This window comes from Sphingobacterium sp. JUb56 (assembly GCF_014191365.1).
Lineage (GTDB): Bacteria > Bacteroidota > Bacteroidia > Sphingobacteriales > Sphingobacteriaceae > Sphingobacterium > Sphingobacterium anhuiense.
The window spans coordinates 274,414-294,201 of record NZ_JACHWL010000001.1 but is presented as its reverse complement, the minus strand read 5'-3'; the positions used below and the strand labels follow the sequence as shown (position 1 = coordinate 294,201).

Here is a 19,788-nt window from a genome sequence, read left to right as displayed (position 1 = left end):
TTACTTGTCCGTTCCTGATGCGTCACTATTTTCTTTCTTAAAATTTCCTTGCAAGTTACCTAATCTTGGACAAATAAATGGTTTTAAGCTCAAAAGCAAACACAGAGCTGACATACGCTGATGTTTAAAAGACTCTAACATTAACTTTGAAATGTTTCTTTTCCATGAGCTGCACTTAAGGTAAAACAAACTGCAGTTTCAATTTTTCATTTCACAACGAAAAAACACTGTGAATAACTTAAGCCATTAAATAATTTAATATGTTCCGGATGTTAATAAATTTTGTTTTAATCCATATTTTCAGTTACAGGATGATAATCGTCCTATAACTGAAAATAGAATTATGCATATTATTTATAATCTAACCAAGCTGTCGCTTCGCAATTCTGATCACTTACAAAACGGATCCATCTTGCCTGGAAGTCCTTCGGAAAATCAAATTTGAGTGTCTGTCCATTTTTCACCGATAGTGTTTTATAAGCCATCCAATTACCATCTCCGCCAGGATCAACCTCCAACGTTATGTTTACGGTTCCCTTTTCATTATGGGATAATATTAATGATTTCTTATCGTAAAAACCAATCAGGTAAGGATCTGAAGAAGTTCCTTTTTGAACGGCAGTTTTGTACCAAGGACCGCCATGCCCAGTTGGTTTACCCAACTTCCAAAGATCATCAATGGCACCTGCCCATACCGCAGCTTTTTTATCAGTTGAAACAAAGATGTGCTCTGAATTGGATTTTGCTTTTTCCAGATCTAACCCCGTCATGATCAGCATACCGCGATAAGAAGCGTAATCATTGATTTTCAGATTGTGTGATGATACAGGACGTATTTTTGCATATCCATCTGCATTTTCAGCAGGAAGTTCATAAAATGTACCGTGCAAATTAAACAAATCGCGCTCGGTTGCAACTTCTCTACAGATCCGCAAAGCTCCATCATTGGTCAATGATGTAAATGAATCGTCTCCTAACGGCAGTCTCCAACGGCGTCCTTTGTCATCGACTATCAAAGCCGATGATGGTTCAATATTGACAACCTGCTGTGGGATGCTGTACTTTGTTTCGATTAACTGTTCCGTTTTTGCATCCGATTTTGGAACTAAATTGAATTTATCATCCATTTCATAATAGCCGACTTTCTCCTTCTGTCCCTTATGATTATAATCGTATGCTAATAAGCCTAAACTTCTGCGATTTTGCCCCAAACTGTACAAAAGACCACCGGAAAACTCTCCATCTGTAGATATACCTGTAAATATTTTATCCGCTTTTGTTTCACGCTTATCTACATCGTGATAGGTAAAATGCACACTTAACTGAGCATCTTTGTCTGATTTGAGACGAATCCACTCGCCCTGCTCTTTTGAGGAGAAAGATTTATGAAGCGTTTCACCTGCCTTTAAAAGGTACTCTCCTATTTTTGACCATTTACCATCCCCTTTCAGATCGACCTCTGCCGTCAATACAATGGCTTTCTCACTGTGGTTGTGCATCCATGATGAACGATTGTTCCAGCCGGCGAACAACATCGGATCGGAATACACGCCAGCTTTTACATCGTCCTGTTGCCATACTGAACCTTCTGAGGCGTTTGGTCCTAAATGATCAATCGTACTGCGATCGGTAAACCAAAGATTGGAATGTGACTGCCCAGGTCCTTCCAAGTTTCCCTTTGCTTTTCTTTTATTTAAAAATTCCTTTTGCGCAGAATCGTCGGTACCAAAGACAAGTTTATCGTTCCATCTTGTGAAATCACCAATTACTTTTAGATAAGCTGACTTAGGACGTATTCCTGCTGTCGTGTTATTAGTAAATGTCGCCGGGAATAACCAGAACATACCGTGCATAGTCATAATATAGTCGTTCTGTCCTTCTTTTCCCACATTACGAATACGAGGCCACTCGGTATTCCAACCATGAGCACCATCGTAACTACGGCTTGCTTTTGGTAATCTAAAAAAGGTCCATTGTCCCGCACCTCTTACACCTAGCAAAATAGATTTATGGTCCCAACCTGTTGCCCATATAGCATCTGTCTGTGGATTTGCATTTCCTTCCACACCTCCAGGACCTGTCACTTCAACGAACTGATTTCGACGGATAACTTTCCAATTAGTTCCATCCCATTCAGATAAACTTCCAGAAGGTGTATCAAATTGTGTAAGCGCCTTATCTCCATATTCGCCATTATTACTATAAACCAATACGCCTTGCCCAGAATACAATCCTTTTCCGTGATACCCGGGTAAGTTTGCTGTTGGGACATTGCGCCTGTCAGAGGGTTTTAGATTGGTATCTGAATAGAGCCATTTCACATTTAAGCTCTTTACATCGACCTCGTAAAATCCTTCCTCCATAGTACCGTAGAAGATCTTATTGGCAGGATCTGTCAAGTGACGTGCGTTTCCTGTAAGCCTTCCAGGCATTTCTTTATTTGGGATAACCCGTACTTCACCTGTTCCGCTGATGGCATAGGGGCCAATAAAAAGTTGCTTGCTTTCTTTATGGATCATGCGATTGGCAGGAGTACCGCCAATGCTTTCTTTACGAACATTCTGATTGAGGTTGGCATCAATTTCATACAATTTATCTGAAGATCCGTGCGGTAAATGAGGCCCATAAGTAATCGCCCAAAGCTTACCAGCCCATGGCATAACAGCTCCAGTACCAGCCTCCCCTTCCTCGTTATACATCGCCAAATGTGGATAAATACCACTTACAGATTTATAGCTTTGTTTTTGTTGCGCATGTGCATTTTGATAAACCAGTGCACCTGAAAAGATTAAAGCAAAAGTTACCTTATTCTTCCAAGAAACAATTCGATTTTTCGTTAATTCAGTCATAGAGAGATTCATGTATTAAAGTGGCTTATAATAAAAGTTTTTAATTCTTATATTTGGTTTGTACTAATCAGGATATAACGCATGGAACGATCATCCTACGAGCAAAATTAATTAAGATTATCCTGATTAAGGAAGCCATTTCTGTACAAACAAAAACCATTATTAACAACAACTTAATATCCTTATTACCAATAAATTAATCATGAGTAAAAACAACTTTGGACAAGACAAAATTGGTAATGACTTCAGATTGTTGGAGCTTTGTTGTCAAGAGGTTGCTTCCAAATTTGGAAAGACGAAAAGTGAACTATGGAAGAATAGTGATTATGTTCAATTGAGTGCACAGCTGAGGCGGGAAACGAAAGTACTGATAAGTGAAAACACGTTAAAAAGAATCTTTGGAAAACTCAAAACGACTGAACGTTATTATCCACAAAAAGCGACAAGAGACGCTCTTGCTGCATTTGTCGGATTCCGGGATTGGCAGGAGTTTGAGAAAGTCCAAAATGCTAAAGAAACTTTCGAACCTTTGGAAGTTGCCGATAATAGAATAGCTCCTGAAACGAAAACAAATGAAATAAGTCCATCAAAAAAAACAGGTGTTAATCGTCTCTTTATTTTTGCGTGTTTAGTTGCTCTCGTACTGCTGACTGCTGTTTGGACATGGTGGCCAAGAAGTGAAAAAAATCCAGCTGTTTATTTGAAATGTCTGAATCCGGAGGGCCATACCCCACACTCGGCAATATTTAAACTTATACCAAAAGACGATGCACATCTCCGTTTATCAGACTACGAAATTGAATTTAAAGATGGAAAACGGGGCCGGTCTAGATTTTCAGACAGCACTTTAACACATTACTACGAATTACCTGGAGTTTATTTTCCTATACTATATTATAAAAATAGAATAATCGATACAGCAAGAGTTTTTTTAGCTACTGATGGTTGGGAGGCTACTGCTCAGATCCAATATGACACCACCCGTGTTTATCCAATTTTATTACCCAAAAGTATTAATCGGCAGATTCCCCCTAACCTTAGTATTCACCAAATATTAACCGCTGGAGTTGATACCGTACGTACTTTTTTCACACATTATGCAAACATGCAACCAACAGCAATATCTGGCGATAATATGATGCTGGAGGCTTTCATTACAACTTCTAAAGAAAGACCCGGAGTAAGGTGTTCTCAGGTGGATATTACGTTATATGGAGAAAAAGACCGGCACGAATTATCACTTATGAAACCCGAATGTACGGCATGGAGCTCATACAAGTTTTCGGAGAAGTATAAAAGTGGCAAATCTGAAGATTTACGGGCCTTAGGACATAATCTTTCTAATGGAGGACATATTAAGCTCACTATTATCAACAAAGTGGTTACGCTATATATTGAAGGTCAAAAAGTATTTCAAACCCATTATGAAAACTCAATCGGCAATATCTTAGGTGCCAATCTTATGTTTTCCGGAATAGGTAAATTTTCTAATTTCAAAATGGAAAGTCTGCCTTAGGTAATATACGATGCTATAAAAAAACATCATCAAAGAAGACCCATAGTAGTCGCTATGTCCCTTCTTTAATGATGTCAATTCCTTTGGTTAGATAAAATATGTTATTACAACCCTAGATTTACTTTTAGTTTTTGCAGTACATCAACGTCAGTATCTTTGACACGACCTTCACGATTTGGACCTACGTTTAGAATCAAAATATTATCCTGGGCAGTTGCTTTATGATATAGATCGGCTAGTTCTGCAACAGGACGAGGCGTATTATCATCCGTATGGTAAAACCATCTTTTTCCCAAAACTACTGTTGTTTCGAACGGCATATAATAAACCTGCCCTTGGTTAACAAATAATTTTGGATCTGGATCTTTAGGAAGATAGGAATCCCCTAAGCGGAAATCACTCGGAAAATAACGGATCGGGAAGTACTCCTGCTGGTCATTTGGAAGTACAGGATGCTGGTCAACATTTTTTGGAGAACCGATGGTCCAATTAACTCCTACTTGACATTGCGGCGCACGCTCTTTTACATTTGAATAAAGTTGCTGAATAGGCCAACGGTAATTTTCTTTTTCCCAACCTCCATCTAACCACAACTCGACTACTTTAGTATGTTTCTGCGCCAGCTCCAGTAGTTCATTGATTTGGTTCAGCATATATTTATTGTAGGCAAAGTCTGCTTTAACATTCTTTACATCTCCATTTTCTTTCCGGTCCCATAGTGAATAATAAAGTCCTAAACGGATACCTTGTTCCTCACACTCTTTAGCTATAGCTGCTACAACATTTGTTTTATTACCAGAATTGGCAACATCATACTCCGTATATTTACTATCCCAAAGACAGAAACCATCATGATGTTTGGCAACTAGGATAATATATTTCATTCCCGAATTTTTGGCTGTAGCTACCCACTGCTTCGCGTCGATTGTGGTCGGACTGTAAGAGGAGGCTGGTTTTGATCCATCTGTCCATTCCTCATTATGAAAAGTATTGATACCAAAATGCACGAACATGCCATATTTACGCTTGATTTGCTCCAGCTGATATTTGCTAGGCTGTGCAGATGATGCCGGCACATGTACCTTTGATTGCCCAAAGGTATAGGAACCTATCGCTAAAAGCATCATAACGAGGATGTTTTTCTTATTGATCATAATTTATTTTGAATGCTAAATTTTAAATCGTTTATAATTTCTACTTGAGCGTAAGAAAATTTGTAACATTATGGCAGATACCATCAATCATTTTTTTATCTCAGGCAATCATTGATAATCAGGATAAAGTTAGTCGGATAGAAAACAACTAAATGAAACTATATTAACCCGATATAATGCTATATTATCCGATCTTCAATAATACAGGCTACAGGGAATTTTAAAATCATGATATTTCTATGTTTCTTCATTTATACATCAGTTTGGTCGGCCTTTTGCTATATTAAAGTAACTATAAAATCACATCAAATGTATATTCTAAAAAGCATGATTGTGTCCGGATTTTTCCTTTTGACACTTAACAGCTGTAATCAACCAACTTCCAAAACCCAAGCCCCGGCAGCACCGTCCGAAACGGCACCAACATTAACCATTGATGGCAATTATGTTACTGCCGAATATGATAAAAGAGCGGAGGGATTTGACTGGGTTGGTGTTACTATTAAAAGCGAGCAGGATAGCAGTATCACGATACAGGTAAGATCTCGTGCTGACAAGAAAAAACCAACTTGTACACTTGATGCGAAAGCAACGAAAACAAAAGATAATACATACAGAGCAACTTTAGAAGGGAAAGCAGTATTATTTGCATTTGATGCAACTAGTTTGACGATTACACCAGAAAATCCTGCTGAAGCAGCAGTATTAAATTTCTACTGTTCAGGTGGAGGATCTTTAGCTGGAACATACAAGAAAAATGCTGAAGCACTGGATCCAACGCAAATAGATAAAACCTCCTATCAAAAAACTTTAAGTCTTCAAGGTATCACCTTCTATATTGAAAGTATCAAGAAAGCTGGAAAAGAACAATTAAGTATTACTCCTGCCGGTCTTAGTGTTGACAACCAAATCGTAACTCATGATATCACTGGAGAGACAGTTTTAAATGCAGAAATAGAAGATATGAATAGCGATGGATATCCAGAATTACTTATTTATACGCAATCTCATGGCAGTGGAAGTTATGGAAATGTAATTGGCTATTCCGTTAATAACGGTAAATCGATGAGTCCAATATTCTTTCCCTCAGTATCTGAAAACGCTAAGATAAATCAAGGTTATCAAGGGCATGATGAGTTCGCTATGGTAGAAACATCTCTGGCACAGCGTTTCCCGATATATAAAGATGGTGATACAAACGCAAAACCAACAGGTAAAACACGTCAAATCGAGTATGAACTAAAAGATGGAGAGGCTTCCCGAAAATTGGTAGTCAAGAAGGTTAGCGAATTTTAATTTTTTTTCATTTAGACGTAGTTTGGTCGGCCTTTTGCTATACTAAAGCAACTATAAAATCACTTCAAATGTATATTCTAAAAAGCATGATTGTGTCCGGATTTTTCCTTTTGACACTCAGCAGCTGTAATCAACCAACTTCCAAAACCCAAGCGCCGGCAGCAGCGACTGAAACGGCTCCTGCATTAACCATAGACGGTAATTATGTAACTGCTGAATATGATAAAAGAAGAGAGGGATTTGACTGGGTTGGTGTCACGATTAAAAGCGAACAGGACAGCAGTATCACGATACAGGTGAGATCTCGTGCTGACAAGAAAAAACCGACTTGTACACTTGATAAAAATGCAACCAAAATTAAAGAGGGAGTTTATCAGGCCTCACTTCAAGGAAAGAATGTATTATTTACTTTCGATGGTACTTCTTTAACGATAGCACCAGAAAAATCTGAAGATGATGGAGTTTTAAATTATTACTGCTCGGGTGGCGGATCGCTAGCAGGCACTTATAAAAGGATTGCTGGAGCATTAGATGCGACACAGGTTGATAGTCTTAAGTAAGATAACGACTATAAAAAGAGAGCGGGCTGGAATTATTTCAGCCCGCTTTACTTTTTATAGTCGTTATCCTTCGGTATACAGTTCATAAAATACAATAGTTGCCTTAATATTGTTTCTACAAAATAAACAACCCACACATTTACATTCAATCACCATTGTCTAAATATTTTACAAACTGGATCCTATTCTTATTAACGTATTTTAAGATCTGTCTTAACATCACTTTTACTCATATTATGAATACCTAGTGACAGATCATCTCCTGCTGTCGCTGTATTATTTTTGATCACCACATGCTGGCAGTTATCCAATACGATAGCTGGAACAGTCTGGTTTGAATCTACAGCTAAAGGAAAATTAGAAGTACTAACTGCTATCCGATTTCTTTCAAATTGAAGACCATCAACACTTTTTGCCCGTAACACATAAGGAGAAAAAACCTTAAAGTCATTGTCAAGAATGTTTATATTACGGTGAACATAATGTCCTTTTAGCTGCGCTTTGTTTTCAGGAAGGATGGCGATTGCATAATTAAATCCAGGTAGATTGTAGCCACATTCAACAAATGAATTATTTTTAATGGTCACATCGCTAACAGCCCCTGACTCAAACCAGCTGTTCACATCTCCTGCGATCAAAATACCGTGCATCCCTGTCCGGTAAAATATATTACCTTCAATATGTACCTTACGTGGAGTTGTTACCAATATCCCCCTTGCATTAGTCCGTTCAAATCGACTGTTACGAATATCGACTTCGGGCGTCCATGTTAAGTTTTCAACGGCATCACCAATTTTTGTATTTGTAGGTATACTACCATTCAATTTCAATCGAATTTTAGTTAAAGATAATGTTTCAATACCTGTAACCGTTAACTCTCCCAATGGTTGTATAGCCTCTCTACTCACAATACTAATCGTATCATGAAGTGTAAAAGCATCAAAGCCGTAAGATTGATGATGTTTAAATTCGACTATTAATTCTTTCGGAGATAAAATTTCAGCGATCTGTAGATACGTTCCGTGAACATTGATCGGATCATCATGCAGGCCTTTAAAATGACAGTTGGAAACTTTGATCTTCCCTTTGCAACCCGAAAACTGCATCCCGTCAGCAAAAGCAGCAATAGACCTTCCTTTAACGGGCACGACTTTTACTTGTTCATAATCCAGATTTTCGGAAAACTGAGAGGTAATACCAATGCCATGCATATAGTTCATGGTGAGATTAAAGAGTTTGATGTTTTTAGACCTATAGATAAATCCCCCAACTTCGTCCCGAACAGTATTACGCATACTTAATATACTCCCAACTTTATAATCAGCCTTTAGTTCCCCCTCAAAACGCAAGATATTGGATGCTATTTCTTTTACTCTGGCCTTGGCTAATGGTTCATATTTACTATAAAGACTTATCCCCTGTGCCGTATCTACCATCATCGTGTGTAAATGGTCTCCGGGTGTCCAACTCTCCCCATACCAAAATAACTTATCATTCTTGAGCGTGTAGGTCGATGTGGGATTTACTTGAGCGACCAGATATCCTGCACCTACTTCTTGTATAGTCATTTCGGACATCGTAGGTCGTTCAAAGGTAATAGTCAGATCCTGCAAACGAATATTACTGCTCCTGATAATCGAAAATGTGGTCATCTTACCATGAAATACAAATTCAGCGCCATTTCCTTCTACCACCAGATCATGCATATCTTCTATTAACATTCCGATATGTTTGGTTTTATCTGGCCATTCTGTTTCTGAAGAACTATTGGTAATGTATAGTTTTCTTTGCGCAGCTTTCTCTGGCCAAAAATCATAACGTCCCGATTGTAAGACAAGTTTCTTCGCTTTTTTATCTTTACACTGCTTTAACACCTGTTGCATCGCAGCAGATACATCTACAAATGTATTGGGCTGTATTCCATGCTCATTTGCTTGAATTGTCTGCGCAAGTGCTCCATGACCAACCGTTACAAAGCATACCATCAAAAAAAGAATCGCCTGGCCCAATATTTTATTCATATACATCATTAAATGTTAAAATTTAAAAAAAGAGCCCACATATTCAATAGAACATGTGGAACTCTCACCTACCTATCACTTATTATTTATACCGATCTTCTAATCTAGTGTATATTGATAGTCTTTAGCAACTTTCAATTTCTGTATCGCTGGATGCTGTCCTTTAATACTATCTACGTTGTCTTCTAAAAAAATATCTTCTGTTGAAGGGCCAAAACCTTTAATACGTAAGGTCAAGACATTGCTATTAAGTTGCTCTTTATATCTGGTAAGTCCTAATATCCATGGAGCACCATCATTATAACAATCAGTAAACGGCTCCGAACCAATGTAAGCTGTTGCCACATCTCCATAGAAGCTTACTTCAAGACGTAATTCATCTTTAATACGAGCTAAATCAGCTACACTTAATTCAAAAACACCATACCTTTCTTCCGCGGCATACTCTACCGGTTTTGTTTTATTGGATACCTTCTCACTTGGTTTTTGATCTGCATTTAACCATGTATCGTCTGTATTCCAAATGGTACGAACTCCATTTTTATATAATATTTCCACTTCAGCAACAACTGTAGGGTCACTATCTACGGATTCAAAAAGAATCTTATTTTTTCCTGAAACAACATTGCCAGTTACAACTGCCTTAAAATAATCACCTAATGATTGGGACGGAATTTCTTTGTCGTTCCAGAAGAGCTTTACTTTTTTATCCGAACTAAACCTGATCGTTGCTTCTGCAATAGCTGATAATGAAGTTGCATCAAATACCTTTCCTATTGTTTTTCCAATCTTCGGATGTACCCATGAAGCATAGTGCATAGGCCTTAATGCCAAGTAGGATGCTTGTGGTGTATTTTCTTTTTGACTCTGGTAAGTTGCATCGGTAAATCCTTTACCATCTCTTACCTTATAAAGCGCAGCCTGCTGTACAGGACTCTCTGCTGTAATATTAATTTTATTTCCATCGACGACCAATGATGATGATGTAATGGCTACAAAATCTTTTTGATGTTGCTGTCCTTTCCAGATGTAATCTGACTCTTCTTGGGTCAATGTCACCAATCTGATCTGTTGTGCATCGTTTTTGGTTATTGTTACCATTGATTCCTTTCCTGCAATCACATTGGAAACAAAGTACCCGTTTTTCTCTTTCGTTATCTTCGCTCCTTTGGCAGTGACAGTTTTAATGCCAGCCTTATCAATCAGGTATTCGGTTGCAATTGCATCATCTTCAAAGAAGAAATAACTCGTCACTTTATCTTCATGATGAGTCGTAATTGGCTGTGCGGTACCATACTTTAAAGTCACGCCGTTCATATCCAGATTAAATGGCCATAGGAAATAAGATTTGTTAACAATCGAAATCGGTTTGCGCGGAAAAGTCAACTCTTCATTTTTAAGTTTTAACTTAAATTGTACTTGATCGAATTCCGGTCTGTCGTATCGGTACAAATAATTAGAAACAAACAGGTAACCGGACTGTCCGTCAGATCTGACTGCCCATTGCAAGTTTTCTTTATTTTTATTACTTACTGGGAGATAGGCTAACATAGGGGCTAGCTTCGAACCAAATTCATTCATAAAGTAATTGAGCTTCTTGGTTTCTTTCATGACGACCCCCAATGTTCCAAACTCGCGGATGGGAGCCTGATAGTCATAGCCAAAATAAGGACCATTTCCATACGTATTCTTTTCCCCTCTCGGGTTCGTCCCGCCGACATACATATAATAACCCATCAGGTTTACACCCGTACCTAATCGTAGATTAATATTTTCACCAGCCATACCTTCAGGAACAATAGCTCTTCTGTAATAAAATGATGGAGCTCCAACTCCAATTTCACAGGTAAAAAAGGGCGAATCACTCTTAGAACCATCAAAAGACTCTACTCCACCTTCTACTTTTATAATATCCGTACCTATATTATCCGATAACCGATTATAGGTAAAATACTCAAAATTTGTAGCCGGTGTCATTTTCCCATTATTGGTTACCCAAGGTGTTTCTATATAAAAACCCGCATAAGGAACAATCTCTCCTTTAGGATATTCACTGTCCATCCAGTGCGTCATTGTATACAACGGTACATCAAACCCAATATCCACAGCTAATTTTTTTAAATTCATCAGATGTGAGACTACCAGTCCTTTTTTCACAAACTCATTTTCTAACTGTACTGCCATAATAGGGCCTCCATTTTTATAAAATAGTCCTTTGACCTGTTTATAAACACTTTGATACCACTTACGCGAATAATTTAAATAAAGGGGATCATTGCTTCTGGTAACCAAGACTTTGTTGTTAACAATCCAATCGGGTAAAGCGCCATGCTGGATTTCTGCATTACAATAAGGGCCCATCCTAAGATGTACGGTCATACCAAGTTCCGCACATAGCAGAATAAATTTTCTCAGATCATGATTTCCGGACCAATTTTCTTGACCTTCTATTTCTTCATGTAAGCTCCACATCACATAGGTGGAAACTATATTTACTCCAGAAGCTTTCATTTTCAATAAGGCATTGCGCCAATAACGGTGATCCATACGGACATAATGGAACTCCCCCATTACGGGTAATGTTGGCTTCCCTCCTTGCTCCATATAGATGTTGTTCACTCTTATCTCTTGACCTTTAGGTCCGACAGGTTCTTTATTTAAATAATTTAAAGGGGCAACATTAATTTTCTTTAAATCCATTTCATATTGAGCCTTTGCACTATGACAAAGGAACATTGAAGCTACAGCAACATACAAATACTTCATATTTTTCATTTAAAAGGTATTATTTCATCAAAGTATTTCCACCACCCTTCAAGGTCAGCTCTACTTTTGCATTATTTTTCCAAGCTCCTCTGGTGAAATCGGGAATATCGACACTATTAGATCTATTTTTAACGGACTGTTCACTCAAAGGTGCAATGACACTCCATAGAGCCGCATCGTATACGTCCTGATCCAAGGCTAGACCATTGCGGAGACAATCAATTAAACGCCAATCCATCAAAAAGTCCATGCCGCCATGACCACCAACTTTCTTGGCCATTTCTCCTACTTTCAGTACAATCTCTGGTGTATATTGTTGTTCCAATTTTTTCATTTCTGCTTCTGAAACCCAATCGTGTCCAAAGGCAATCTTTCCTGGCTCTGGCCATTTCTGTGCGAAACCCTTCGTTCCGCTTACCACGTGAATTCTTGAATAGGGTCTTGGACTCGAGACATCATGCTGCAACATAATGGTTCGACCTTTATGTGTCCGGATGGTTGTTGTATTCATATTGCCACGAAAACTCTTACCGTTAAACTGCTGATAAAAGGAATCTTTATTTGCAAGTTCCTTTGCCTTTGCAGCCATACTGAAATCATTGGAAGACATAGAAGTCAAATAATCAAATTGATCACCGCGATTGATATCCATAATCTGACTAACTGGTCCAAGTCCATGTGTTGGGTATAGATTTCCATTTCGGAGATTTTCTTTTAAACGCCACATGTCGTAGTAAGAATTCTTATCAAAATTACTATCCAATAAATCATGGATATATGCTCCCTCTCCATGTAGTATCTCTCCAAAAACTCCTTGTCTAGCCATATTAAGTGTCATCAACTCAAAAAAATCATAACAGCAGTTTTCAAGCATCATACAATGCTTCTTTGTTGCTTCTGAAGTTTCAACCAGTTGCCAGCATTCTTCCACAGTCGTTGCAATTGGTACTTCGACAGCAACATGTTTACCCGCTTTCATAGCATATACAGCCATCGGGGTGTGTAGATGCCATGGTGTACAGATATATATGAGATCAATATCGGGTCGGTCGCAAAGTTTTTTCCATTCGTCTTCTTTATCTGCATAAATTGTAGGAGCTTCACCACTGACTTGTTTAGACGTCCGTTCTGCGACATCACGACGAATATCGCTAATTGCTTTAATCTCAACACCTGCAATATGATTAATACGATAAACAGCAGAAGCTCCTCTATTTCCCACTCCAATAAAGCCGATACGTACTTTATCTAACTTCGGTGCAGCATATCCAGACATGTTAAACTTTTGTTTAGCATTATTTACGCTACAGGTAGATGTCTCATCTAATAATATTGAAGTATTAGCAATGCCCCCATTGCTTATTAAACTTAAACTGGATAAGCCCGCTATTTTTAAAAAATCTCTTCTTTTTGAATTCATAATACTAGTCTAAAAATATTCATACTAATAGTGAAGTTATGTAACTCCAAATCTGCGTTAATAACATGCTATTTTTTAAGGCTATACTGACTGTTAAAAATAACCATCAGTATAGCCTTATTACTGTCTTCCTATTTATTAAAAGTTACGACATTGACTGTCCAATCTCTTGTTGCACCATTAGCTGCGGTGACACGATACTTGAGTGGCTTAGTCGCATCGGAAGGATCCCCTGGTTTATCTGTACCTTCCAATGCTGTCATCGTTGCAGCTGTGGAAATGGTATAATAAAACCAAAGTGCACTTTGTTTCACTAATGCCTTTTCTTCGGCATTAAAGTCAGCATTGTCTCCCGTTTCAGCAGCAGGTACGGTGACGGTCAAATTTATTGTAGAAGTTGCATCATCGATCTGACTGGAGACATTAAGTCCCTTCATAATGATAATTGGTTCTCCATTTATTTTCTTTATCCTACTTTTAAAACGATGCTCTGCATTTACCACACTGATGGAATTACCATCAAACAACGGATATTCCGGAAGATCTTTCTTCAGGCATGACGATAAAAATATACACAATAACACGATTAGGATCGGTGTTATATAGGTCTTGTTATTTTTCATAAAAGTGTATTTTTAGTTATTTATAATGCGCTCGTTAATCTTATGTACTTCCTATTCTCATAAGATATCCGCACTAGCATGAATACTACCAGTTTGGATTTTGAGGTGCAAAATTTGGATTATTATCAATAAAAGATTGCGGTATTGGAAACAGGTACCGACGCTCGGGTTTAAATATTCGCTGATTATAAGCATTGTTAAAAGGTCCAGTTACAATTGCAAAGGATTTACGGTCTTTTGAAATATCCATCACTCGAATTGGCTCTGTCAACTCTTGAATGGTACCTCCTGAGGGGTTACCGTTATTTGCATTAGCGCCGAAACGCCCCCATCTCAGAAGACTGTAGTAATAATCATTTTCACCAACAAGATCTACCCTTCTTTCAATTTTATAATCTTTCCACGCATCTTTTATGTTTCCTGCAGTTGAAGCTGGCAACTGACCATGTATAACTCTGGTTTTATTAAAATTCAGAGTCGCATTTACAACGTCATTTTTCAATAAATAAGCTTCTGCAAGATTTAGTATTACCCTTCCTAAACGCATCGATACATAATGATAATCCGTAGTTACGGTATTCAAGAATGAAGGAGATACGTTGGTGTACATCCCTTTACGCCAATACATATTGCTGGAAGTAGCACCCCAGTCTCCTCCATTAATGCTAATCCAACGGCCGGAATTACCTCGCATAGTCATGGTCATAGTTTGTCCATAAAATGCACTGGAATCACTTAAAATAGAGACCTGCCAGCGTGCATCTCTATTTTCATTGTTTAATGTCCACATGGTTTCACTGCTACTTGCTTTTATTTTCCCTTGCACTAGGACATTTTCATCTGGTGCTTTTGGCACTTTATCAAATGGAAAATCTTTACGGCTGTGCGGAATCATCACACTGACTCCTTCATTTACAGCAGCTTTATATTGAGAGGTCTCATTCCAAGGCAAAGCCTTAGTAGGATCTACTTTATCGATGGTAAGGTAGGCATCAGCTAGATTCTGTGCTGGAAAATGCTCCGGCCAACACTCAAACGGTACAGGTTTATTAAATAAGGGTGAACCTTCAAATTTCTTAATTTTATCAATAGAAATATTAGGCATGCTCAGCTGCATCGGTGTACTTTGAATAATCGTATTAATGGCCTTTTTGTAAACTGCAAAGATAATCTCTGGAGATGTACTTTTGTTTTGATTGAACATACTCTCATAATCGGTTTCTAATGCATACCCCCCCTCATTAATCACAAGATTTGCATTCTTGATCACTTTTTCAAGCAATGGATCATTGGCACTTACAGTGACGGCATTGGGATAATTTTTATAGGCCAATGCCTGTAAACATACTTCTGTCAAAAATGCGGCTGCTGTATATTTATTTGCTCTACCCGCTATTTTGCTCGTCGGAAGATCTTGGATCGCCTCCTCGAGATCTTTAATGATATAGTTATAAGACTCGGTCGGTGAAGCTGTGGTCGGTAATAGGAGTTCATCCTTCTCCGTTAAGACTTTGTCTATCCATACGATTCGTCCAATTTTACGTGCAACATCGTAATAACTCATCGCTCTTAAAAACTTACCTTCAGCAATCAGGGCTTTTTTATCTGTATCAGCGATACCTGTAGATTCAGCAACTTTTTGGATGATCATATTACAACGACGTACCTGCGCCCAATTGTCAAAACCGGCATTATACGTATTACTTATAATTTCACGGAAGACCTGAAATGCTCCGCTTGCTGTTCCATCATTGGCGAGTGTATTTGAGGTATAAACATCTTGTCCAGGCCCACTATTATAGCGCTCCATAATACCGTAAGATCCAAAGATAAAGGTCTCGGCATTGGCTTTTGAGCTCCAAATAATTTCCTCACTAATCCGGTCATAGGGCTCGACATCCAGTACATCTTTACAGGAAGCCATCAAGACCAAACTGCTCAAAGCGAATACATGTATATATTTATTTTTCATGAGAATATAATTTGTTTTAATAATGAGTGGTAGCTCTTTATTATATTATTGAGCTCGTTTCACTCAGTTTTAACGGTAATGAAGCTAGCATGAGCATATTCATTGCTGTTTGTAAGTGTATGCTCATGCTGTTTTTACAAATAATTTATTAACGGTTAAAAAGTTGCATTTATACCAATGGCAATTGTTCGTTGTATCGGATACTGATAATTACTGGTGTCAGATTCAGGATCAATAAAGAATTTTTTACTGTTCGAAAATGTGAGCAGATTGGTTCCTGATAAAAACATCTTTAATTGTTGAAAAGGTATATTTTTCAAGATACTTTGCTTAAAGTCATATCCAAGTTGGATATACTTCAATCGTAAATATCTCGACTGTAAGAGATAAAAATCACTGGTCTGCAGATTGTTTCTACTATTGACACTTGGAGCGGTAACAGCTCTTGGCAATAGTGGATCGGAATTATCCGGGCGCCAGTAATCGGCTTGGAAAGCATAAGGAAACCGGCTGACGATAGCAATATCTCCCTGCAGTACTGGACCAAGATTTCGATCCCGGCTACCTGCTCCCTGAATAACAGTACTTAAAGAAAATCCTTTATAACCTAAATCTACCGTAACACCATAATTTGTGCGTGGAAATGTACTGCTTCCTATCCGTCTATAATCGTCGCTATTGATCTGACCGTCGCCATTGGCATCGTTGTACTGAAGATCACCCGCAGCAAAACCTGCTCCTGCAATATGTGCACCCAGCAACAGATCACTATTATTGGTATAAAATCCAAGATTTTGGTACCCTGTACCATAAAAACTTCCCGGGATACCGGATCTACGTGTATAAGGATTTTTCAAATTGGCTTCACTTTCATCCGGTGTTCGGGCCCATAAAGAATTGGAATAGGTAAAATTAAATCCTACTTTGTAGCTAAAACCCTGGATCTTATCATTCCAATTGATATTGAAATCATACCCTTCGGTACGGTACTCCGCATCTTCAAAATTAATTCGTGGTAAACCAATCCCCAATGTTTGAGAAAAACGAGGGTCTCCAACAACAAAGCCAGTCCGCTGTGTATAATAAAAATCAAAAGAACCATTCAACTTATTGTTCAGTGTTCCAAATTCTAAAGCAATATTGCGGCTATTGATCTTCTGCCACGAATAAGTTGAATTTGGTAAATTTGCTGGCTCAGAAGTGCCCTGAACCAGATTACCGTTGATAACCCAAGCAGTAGGATTAATAGAGTAGGCTGATACGTATTGGAAAGCGCTGATATTGTTTCCACTTGAAAAATCTTTTTTATCTCCTAAAACACCAAATGAACCTCTCAATTTCAAGAAATCAATGATATGGTTATCTTTGAGCGATTGCATAAAGGGCTCATCGGATAGGATATAGTTTCCAGAAACGGCATAGAAACTACCCCATTGGCTTTTGGGAGGAAAAAGGTAATCTCCATCCCGACGAAAGGATAATTCCACCGAGTAACGGGATTTAAAACCATACATTAAACGACCTAAAAAAGCGGCACGAGATTCTTCACCTTCACTGGCACTCACACTCTGATCTGTTGCTGGTCCAGCAACCATCTGATCATAAATAATCTGATAATTTACACGGCTTCCGCGTACATTGGAATTATCACTTTGCTGTTGTTCATAAACGCCCGTGAAATCTATTTCATGGTCTCCAAATTGTTTCTTATATAAGACATACCCCTGTAGCGTTAACATACCGCCTTCTCCCTGACCAACTGTCAAACTTGGGGCATTAGCATTGACGGGGACCTTACTCCCGATCAGATAACCCGGAGCGAGATAACTCCACATTTTACGGGTATTGTAATACGTATTATACGTACCGTTAAACTTGAATTTCAGTCCGTCTAAAAAGTGAGCGGCATATTCCAATCCAAGATTGACATTAATAATTTTCGATTTCCCCTTATTATAGCCCGATTTTGGATCAAGTTCGCGAAACGGATTATCCGGATGCGTAGAAGGAAGTCCAAATTCATTCATAGCCAAAGCATTTGTCGGCGTATTTTGAATGTGCGAGTAAATGGTGGAGTAAGCTCCACTGGGATCATCAAATCCTACATTTCCCTGTGCCGGAACTGAATTATTTTCAATATACCCATCAAAACCCGTCGTTGCGGTTAAATTTAGCTTTTCAAATGTACTGGTGGTATTCAAACGATAGGTGATGCGTTTGTTGTAGTTTTTATCTGTTTTTAAGATAGATCCCTGATCGTAATAAGAAACACCTGCATAATATTTCAATAATTTGGTACCCGAGGTCACTGAAAGATCATGTCGTTTCTCAGCTGCAAAATCTTTCATGGTCAATTTTTGCCAATCGGTATTGGGAAAATTTAGCGGATCGGATCCTGTACGGTATTTTTCCAGATCTTCCTCTGAAATAAATCGATTTCCAGTTTCATCCAAGTATAATCTGTTGATCGTAGAAGCGCGTTCATAAGAGCTGACGCGTTTTGGAAATAAAGTGGGCTGTGAGAAAATATGATTGTAGGAATAACTGACACTCATTTTTCCTTCTTTCCCTTTTTTAGTACGCACGACGACTACCCCATTTGCGGCTGAAACACCATAAAGAGCAGTCGCTGCTGCATCTTTTAGAATAGAAAGATCTTCGATATCGTTGGGATTGAGATTTGAGAAATCGTTCGACGAACGGATGACATCATCGATAACATACAATGGAGTCAAACCGCCTCGGATTGAGATGCTACTTTTAGCTCCCGGAGCGCCGCTACTTGCTGTTACAATAACTCCTGGAAGTCGACCTGCTATTCCATCATTGATAGACTGGACAGGAAGAGATGATACATTGGACATATCCAAGGTAGCAATCGAACTTGTTGTTTTTCTTTTCGTTGTTGTACCGTAAGCCTGTACCACAACTTCATCCAACTGGGATACATCATGAACCATTGTTACAGTCAAAAAACTATCTGAAGAAACAATCTCCTGTGCAACAAAACCAAGTGTTTTCACAATCAATATTCCGCCCGACTTTATCATTCTTAATGAAAAGTTCCCATCTTGATCGGTAGTGGTACCATTAGTCGTACCCTTTTCAATAATCGAAACGCCTTGCAAAATTTCGCCATCTACACTGACCACTTTTCCCTTGACAACTGTCTGAATAGCTACAGTTTCTTTCCTTGGAAAGATAATAATCATACGATCTTCAATGTTAAAATCTAAACCATAGTCCTCTGTCAGAGATTCTAAAGCCTGTTTAACATTAACGTCTTTTAGATATACATCTTTCTTCGATAACGACTCTATAAGTTCAACATTATAGAAAATATCATATCCTGCCTGCTTTTTGATTTCCTTGAGGACAGTTTTCATATCTGCATTCTTAAGATGTAGATTGATACTTTGGGAATATCCTTTTGCATAAACGGAGAATGAACATAGAAGTGAAATGACAACTGTTAGTTTCATTATTATCAAATGCTTACGTTTCCTTATTGTAAGATTAAACATACCTCGCAATAAGCAATACAAATACTTGTATTGAATTTTTAAATTCATACTTTTGTGGTGTTAGGTTAGTTAGAAAATTTTGTATTA

The 19,788-nt window shown here is 38.2% G+C and carries 11 protein-coding genes; 3 read left to right on the top strand and 8 right to left on the bottom strand.

Annotated elements, in window-relative coordinates:
* Window positions 1–350: 350 nt before the first annotated feature.
* Window positions 351–2,849: a hypothetical protein gene (locus FHR29_RS01110; protein WP_221197774.1), complete on the bottom strand. Its 2,499-nt coding sequence runs from the start codon at window positions 2,847–2,849 to the stop codon at window positions 351–353.
* 202 nt (window positions 2,850–3,051) lie between these two features.
* Here FHR29_RS01110 and FHR29_RS01105 point away from each other — a divergent pair, with 202 nt between their 5' ends.
* The gene (locus FHR29_RS01105) at window positions 3,052–4,365 is read left to right on the top strand and encodes a hypothetical protein (protein WP_183911872.1); all 1,314 of its coding nucleotides are present in this window, start codon (window positions 3,052–3,054) and stop codon (window positions 4,363–4,365) included.
* A 104-nt stretch (window positions 4,366–4,469) separates the two neighbouring features.
* Here FHR29_RS01105 and FHR29_RS01100 read toward each other — a convergent pair whose 3' ends face one another.
* Window positions 4,470–5,519, bottom strand: a complete 1,050-nt coding sequence (locus tag FHR29_RS01100; protein ID WP_221197773.1) for an alpha-L-fucosidase — start codon at window positions 5,517–5,519, stop codon at window positions 4,470–4,472.
* Between the two features lie 309 nt (window positions 5,520–5,828).
* On the opposite strand from FHR29_RS01100, the gene FHR29_RS01095 reads away from it, so the two are divergent.
* Entirely contained in the window at window positions 5,829–6,815 is a 987-nt protein-coding gene (locus FHR29_RS01095) for a PliI family lysozyme inhibitor of I-type lysozyme (protein ID WP_183911871.1), read from the top strand.
* A 68-nt stretch (window positions 6,816–6,883) separates the two neighbouring features.
* Window positions 6,884–7,375, top strand: coding sequence for a hypothetical protein (locus FHR29_RS01090; RefSeq protein ID WP_183911870.1), 492 nt, complete (start codon window positions 6,884–6,886; stop codon window positions 7,373–7,375).
* 191 nt (window positions 7,376–7,566) lie between these two features.
* Here FHR29_RS01090 and FHR29_RS01085 read toward each other — a convergent pair whose 3' ends face one another.
* The 6 genes from FHR29_RS01085 to FHR29_RS01060 all read right to left on the bottom strand — a co-directional run bounded on the left by FHR29_RS01085 (window position 7,567) and on the right by FHR29_RS01060 (window position 19,659).
* The gene (locus tag FHR29_RS01085; protein WP_183911869.1) at window positions 7,567–9,396 is read right to left on the bottom strand and encodes a right-handed parallel beta-helix repeat-containing protein; all 1,830 of its coding nucleotides are present in this window, start codon (window positions 9,394–9,396) and stop codon (window positions 7,567–7,569) included.
* Window positions 9,397–9,495: 99 nt separating this feature from the next.
* Entirely contained in the window at window positions 9,496–12,162 is a 2,667-nt protein-coding gene (locus FHR29_RS01080) for a beta-galactosidase (RefSeq protein WP_183911868.1), read from the bottom strand.
* 19 nt (window positions 12,163–12,181) lie between these two features.
* Window positions 12,182–13,582 (bottom strand): Gfo/Idh/MocA family protein, encoded by a 1,401-nt coding sequence (locus tag FHR29_RS01075; RefSeq protein ID WP_183911867.1) that lies wholly within the window; start codon window positions 13,580–13,582, stop codon window positions 12,182–12,184.
* A gap of 131 nt (window positions 13,583–13,713) precedes the next feature.
* Window positions 13,714–14,205 carry a DUF5018-related domain-containing protein gene (locus FHR29_RS01070; protein WP_183911866.1) on the bottom strand — a complete coding sequence of 164 codons (492 nt, stop codon included), beginning with the start codon at window positions 14,203–14,205 and terminating at the stop codon, window positions 13,714–13,716.
* A gap of 85 nt (window positions 14,206–14,290) precedes the next feature.
* Window positions 14,291–16,177, bottom strand: a complete 1,887-nt coding sequence (locus FHR29_RS01065) for a RagB/SusD family nutrient uptake outer membrane protein (RefSeq protein ID WP_183911865.1) — start codon at window positions 16,175–16,177, stop codon at window positions 14,291–14,293.
* Window positions 16,178–16,332: 155 nt separating this feature from the next.
* Window positions 16,333–19,659 (bottom strand): SusC/RagA family TonB-linked outer membrane protein, encoded by a 3,327-nt coding sequence (locus FHR29_RS01060; RefSeq protein ID WP_183911864.1) that lies wholly within the window; start codon window positions 19,657–19,659, stop codon window positions 16,333–16,335.
* Window positions 19,660–19,788: the final 129 nt, after the last annotated feature.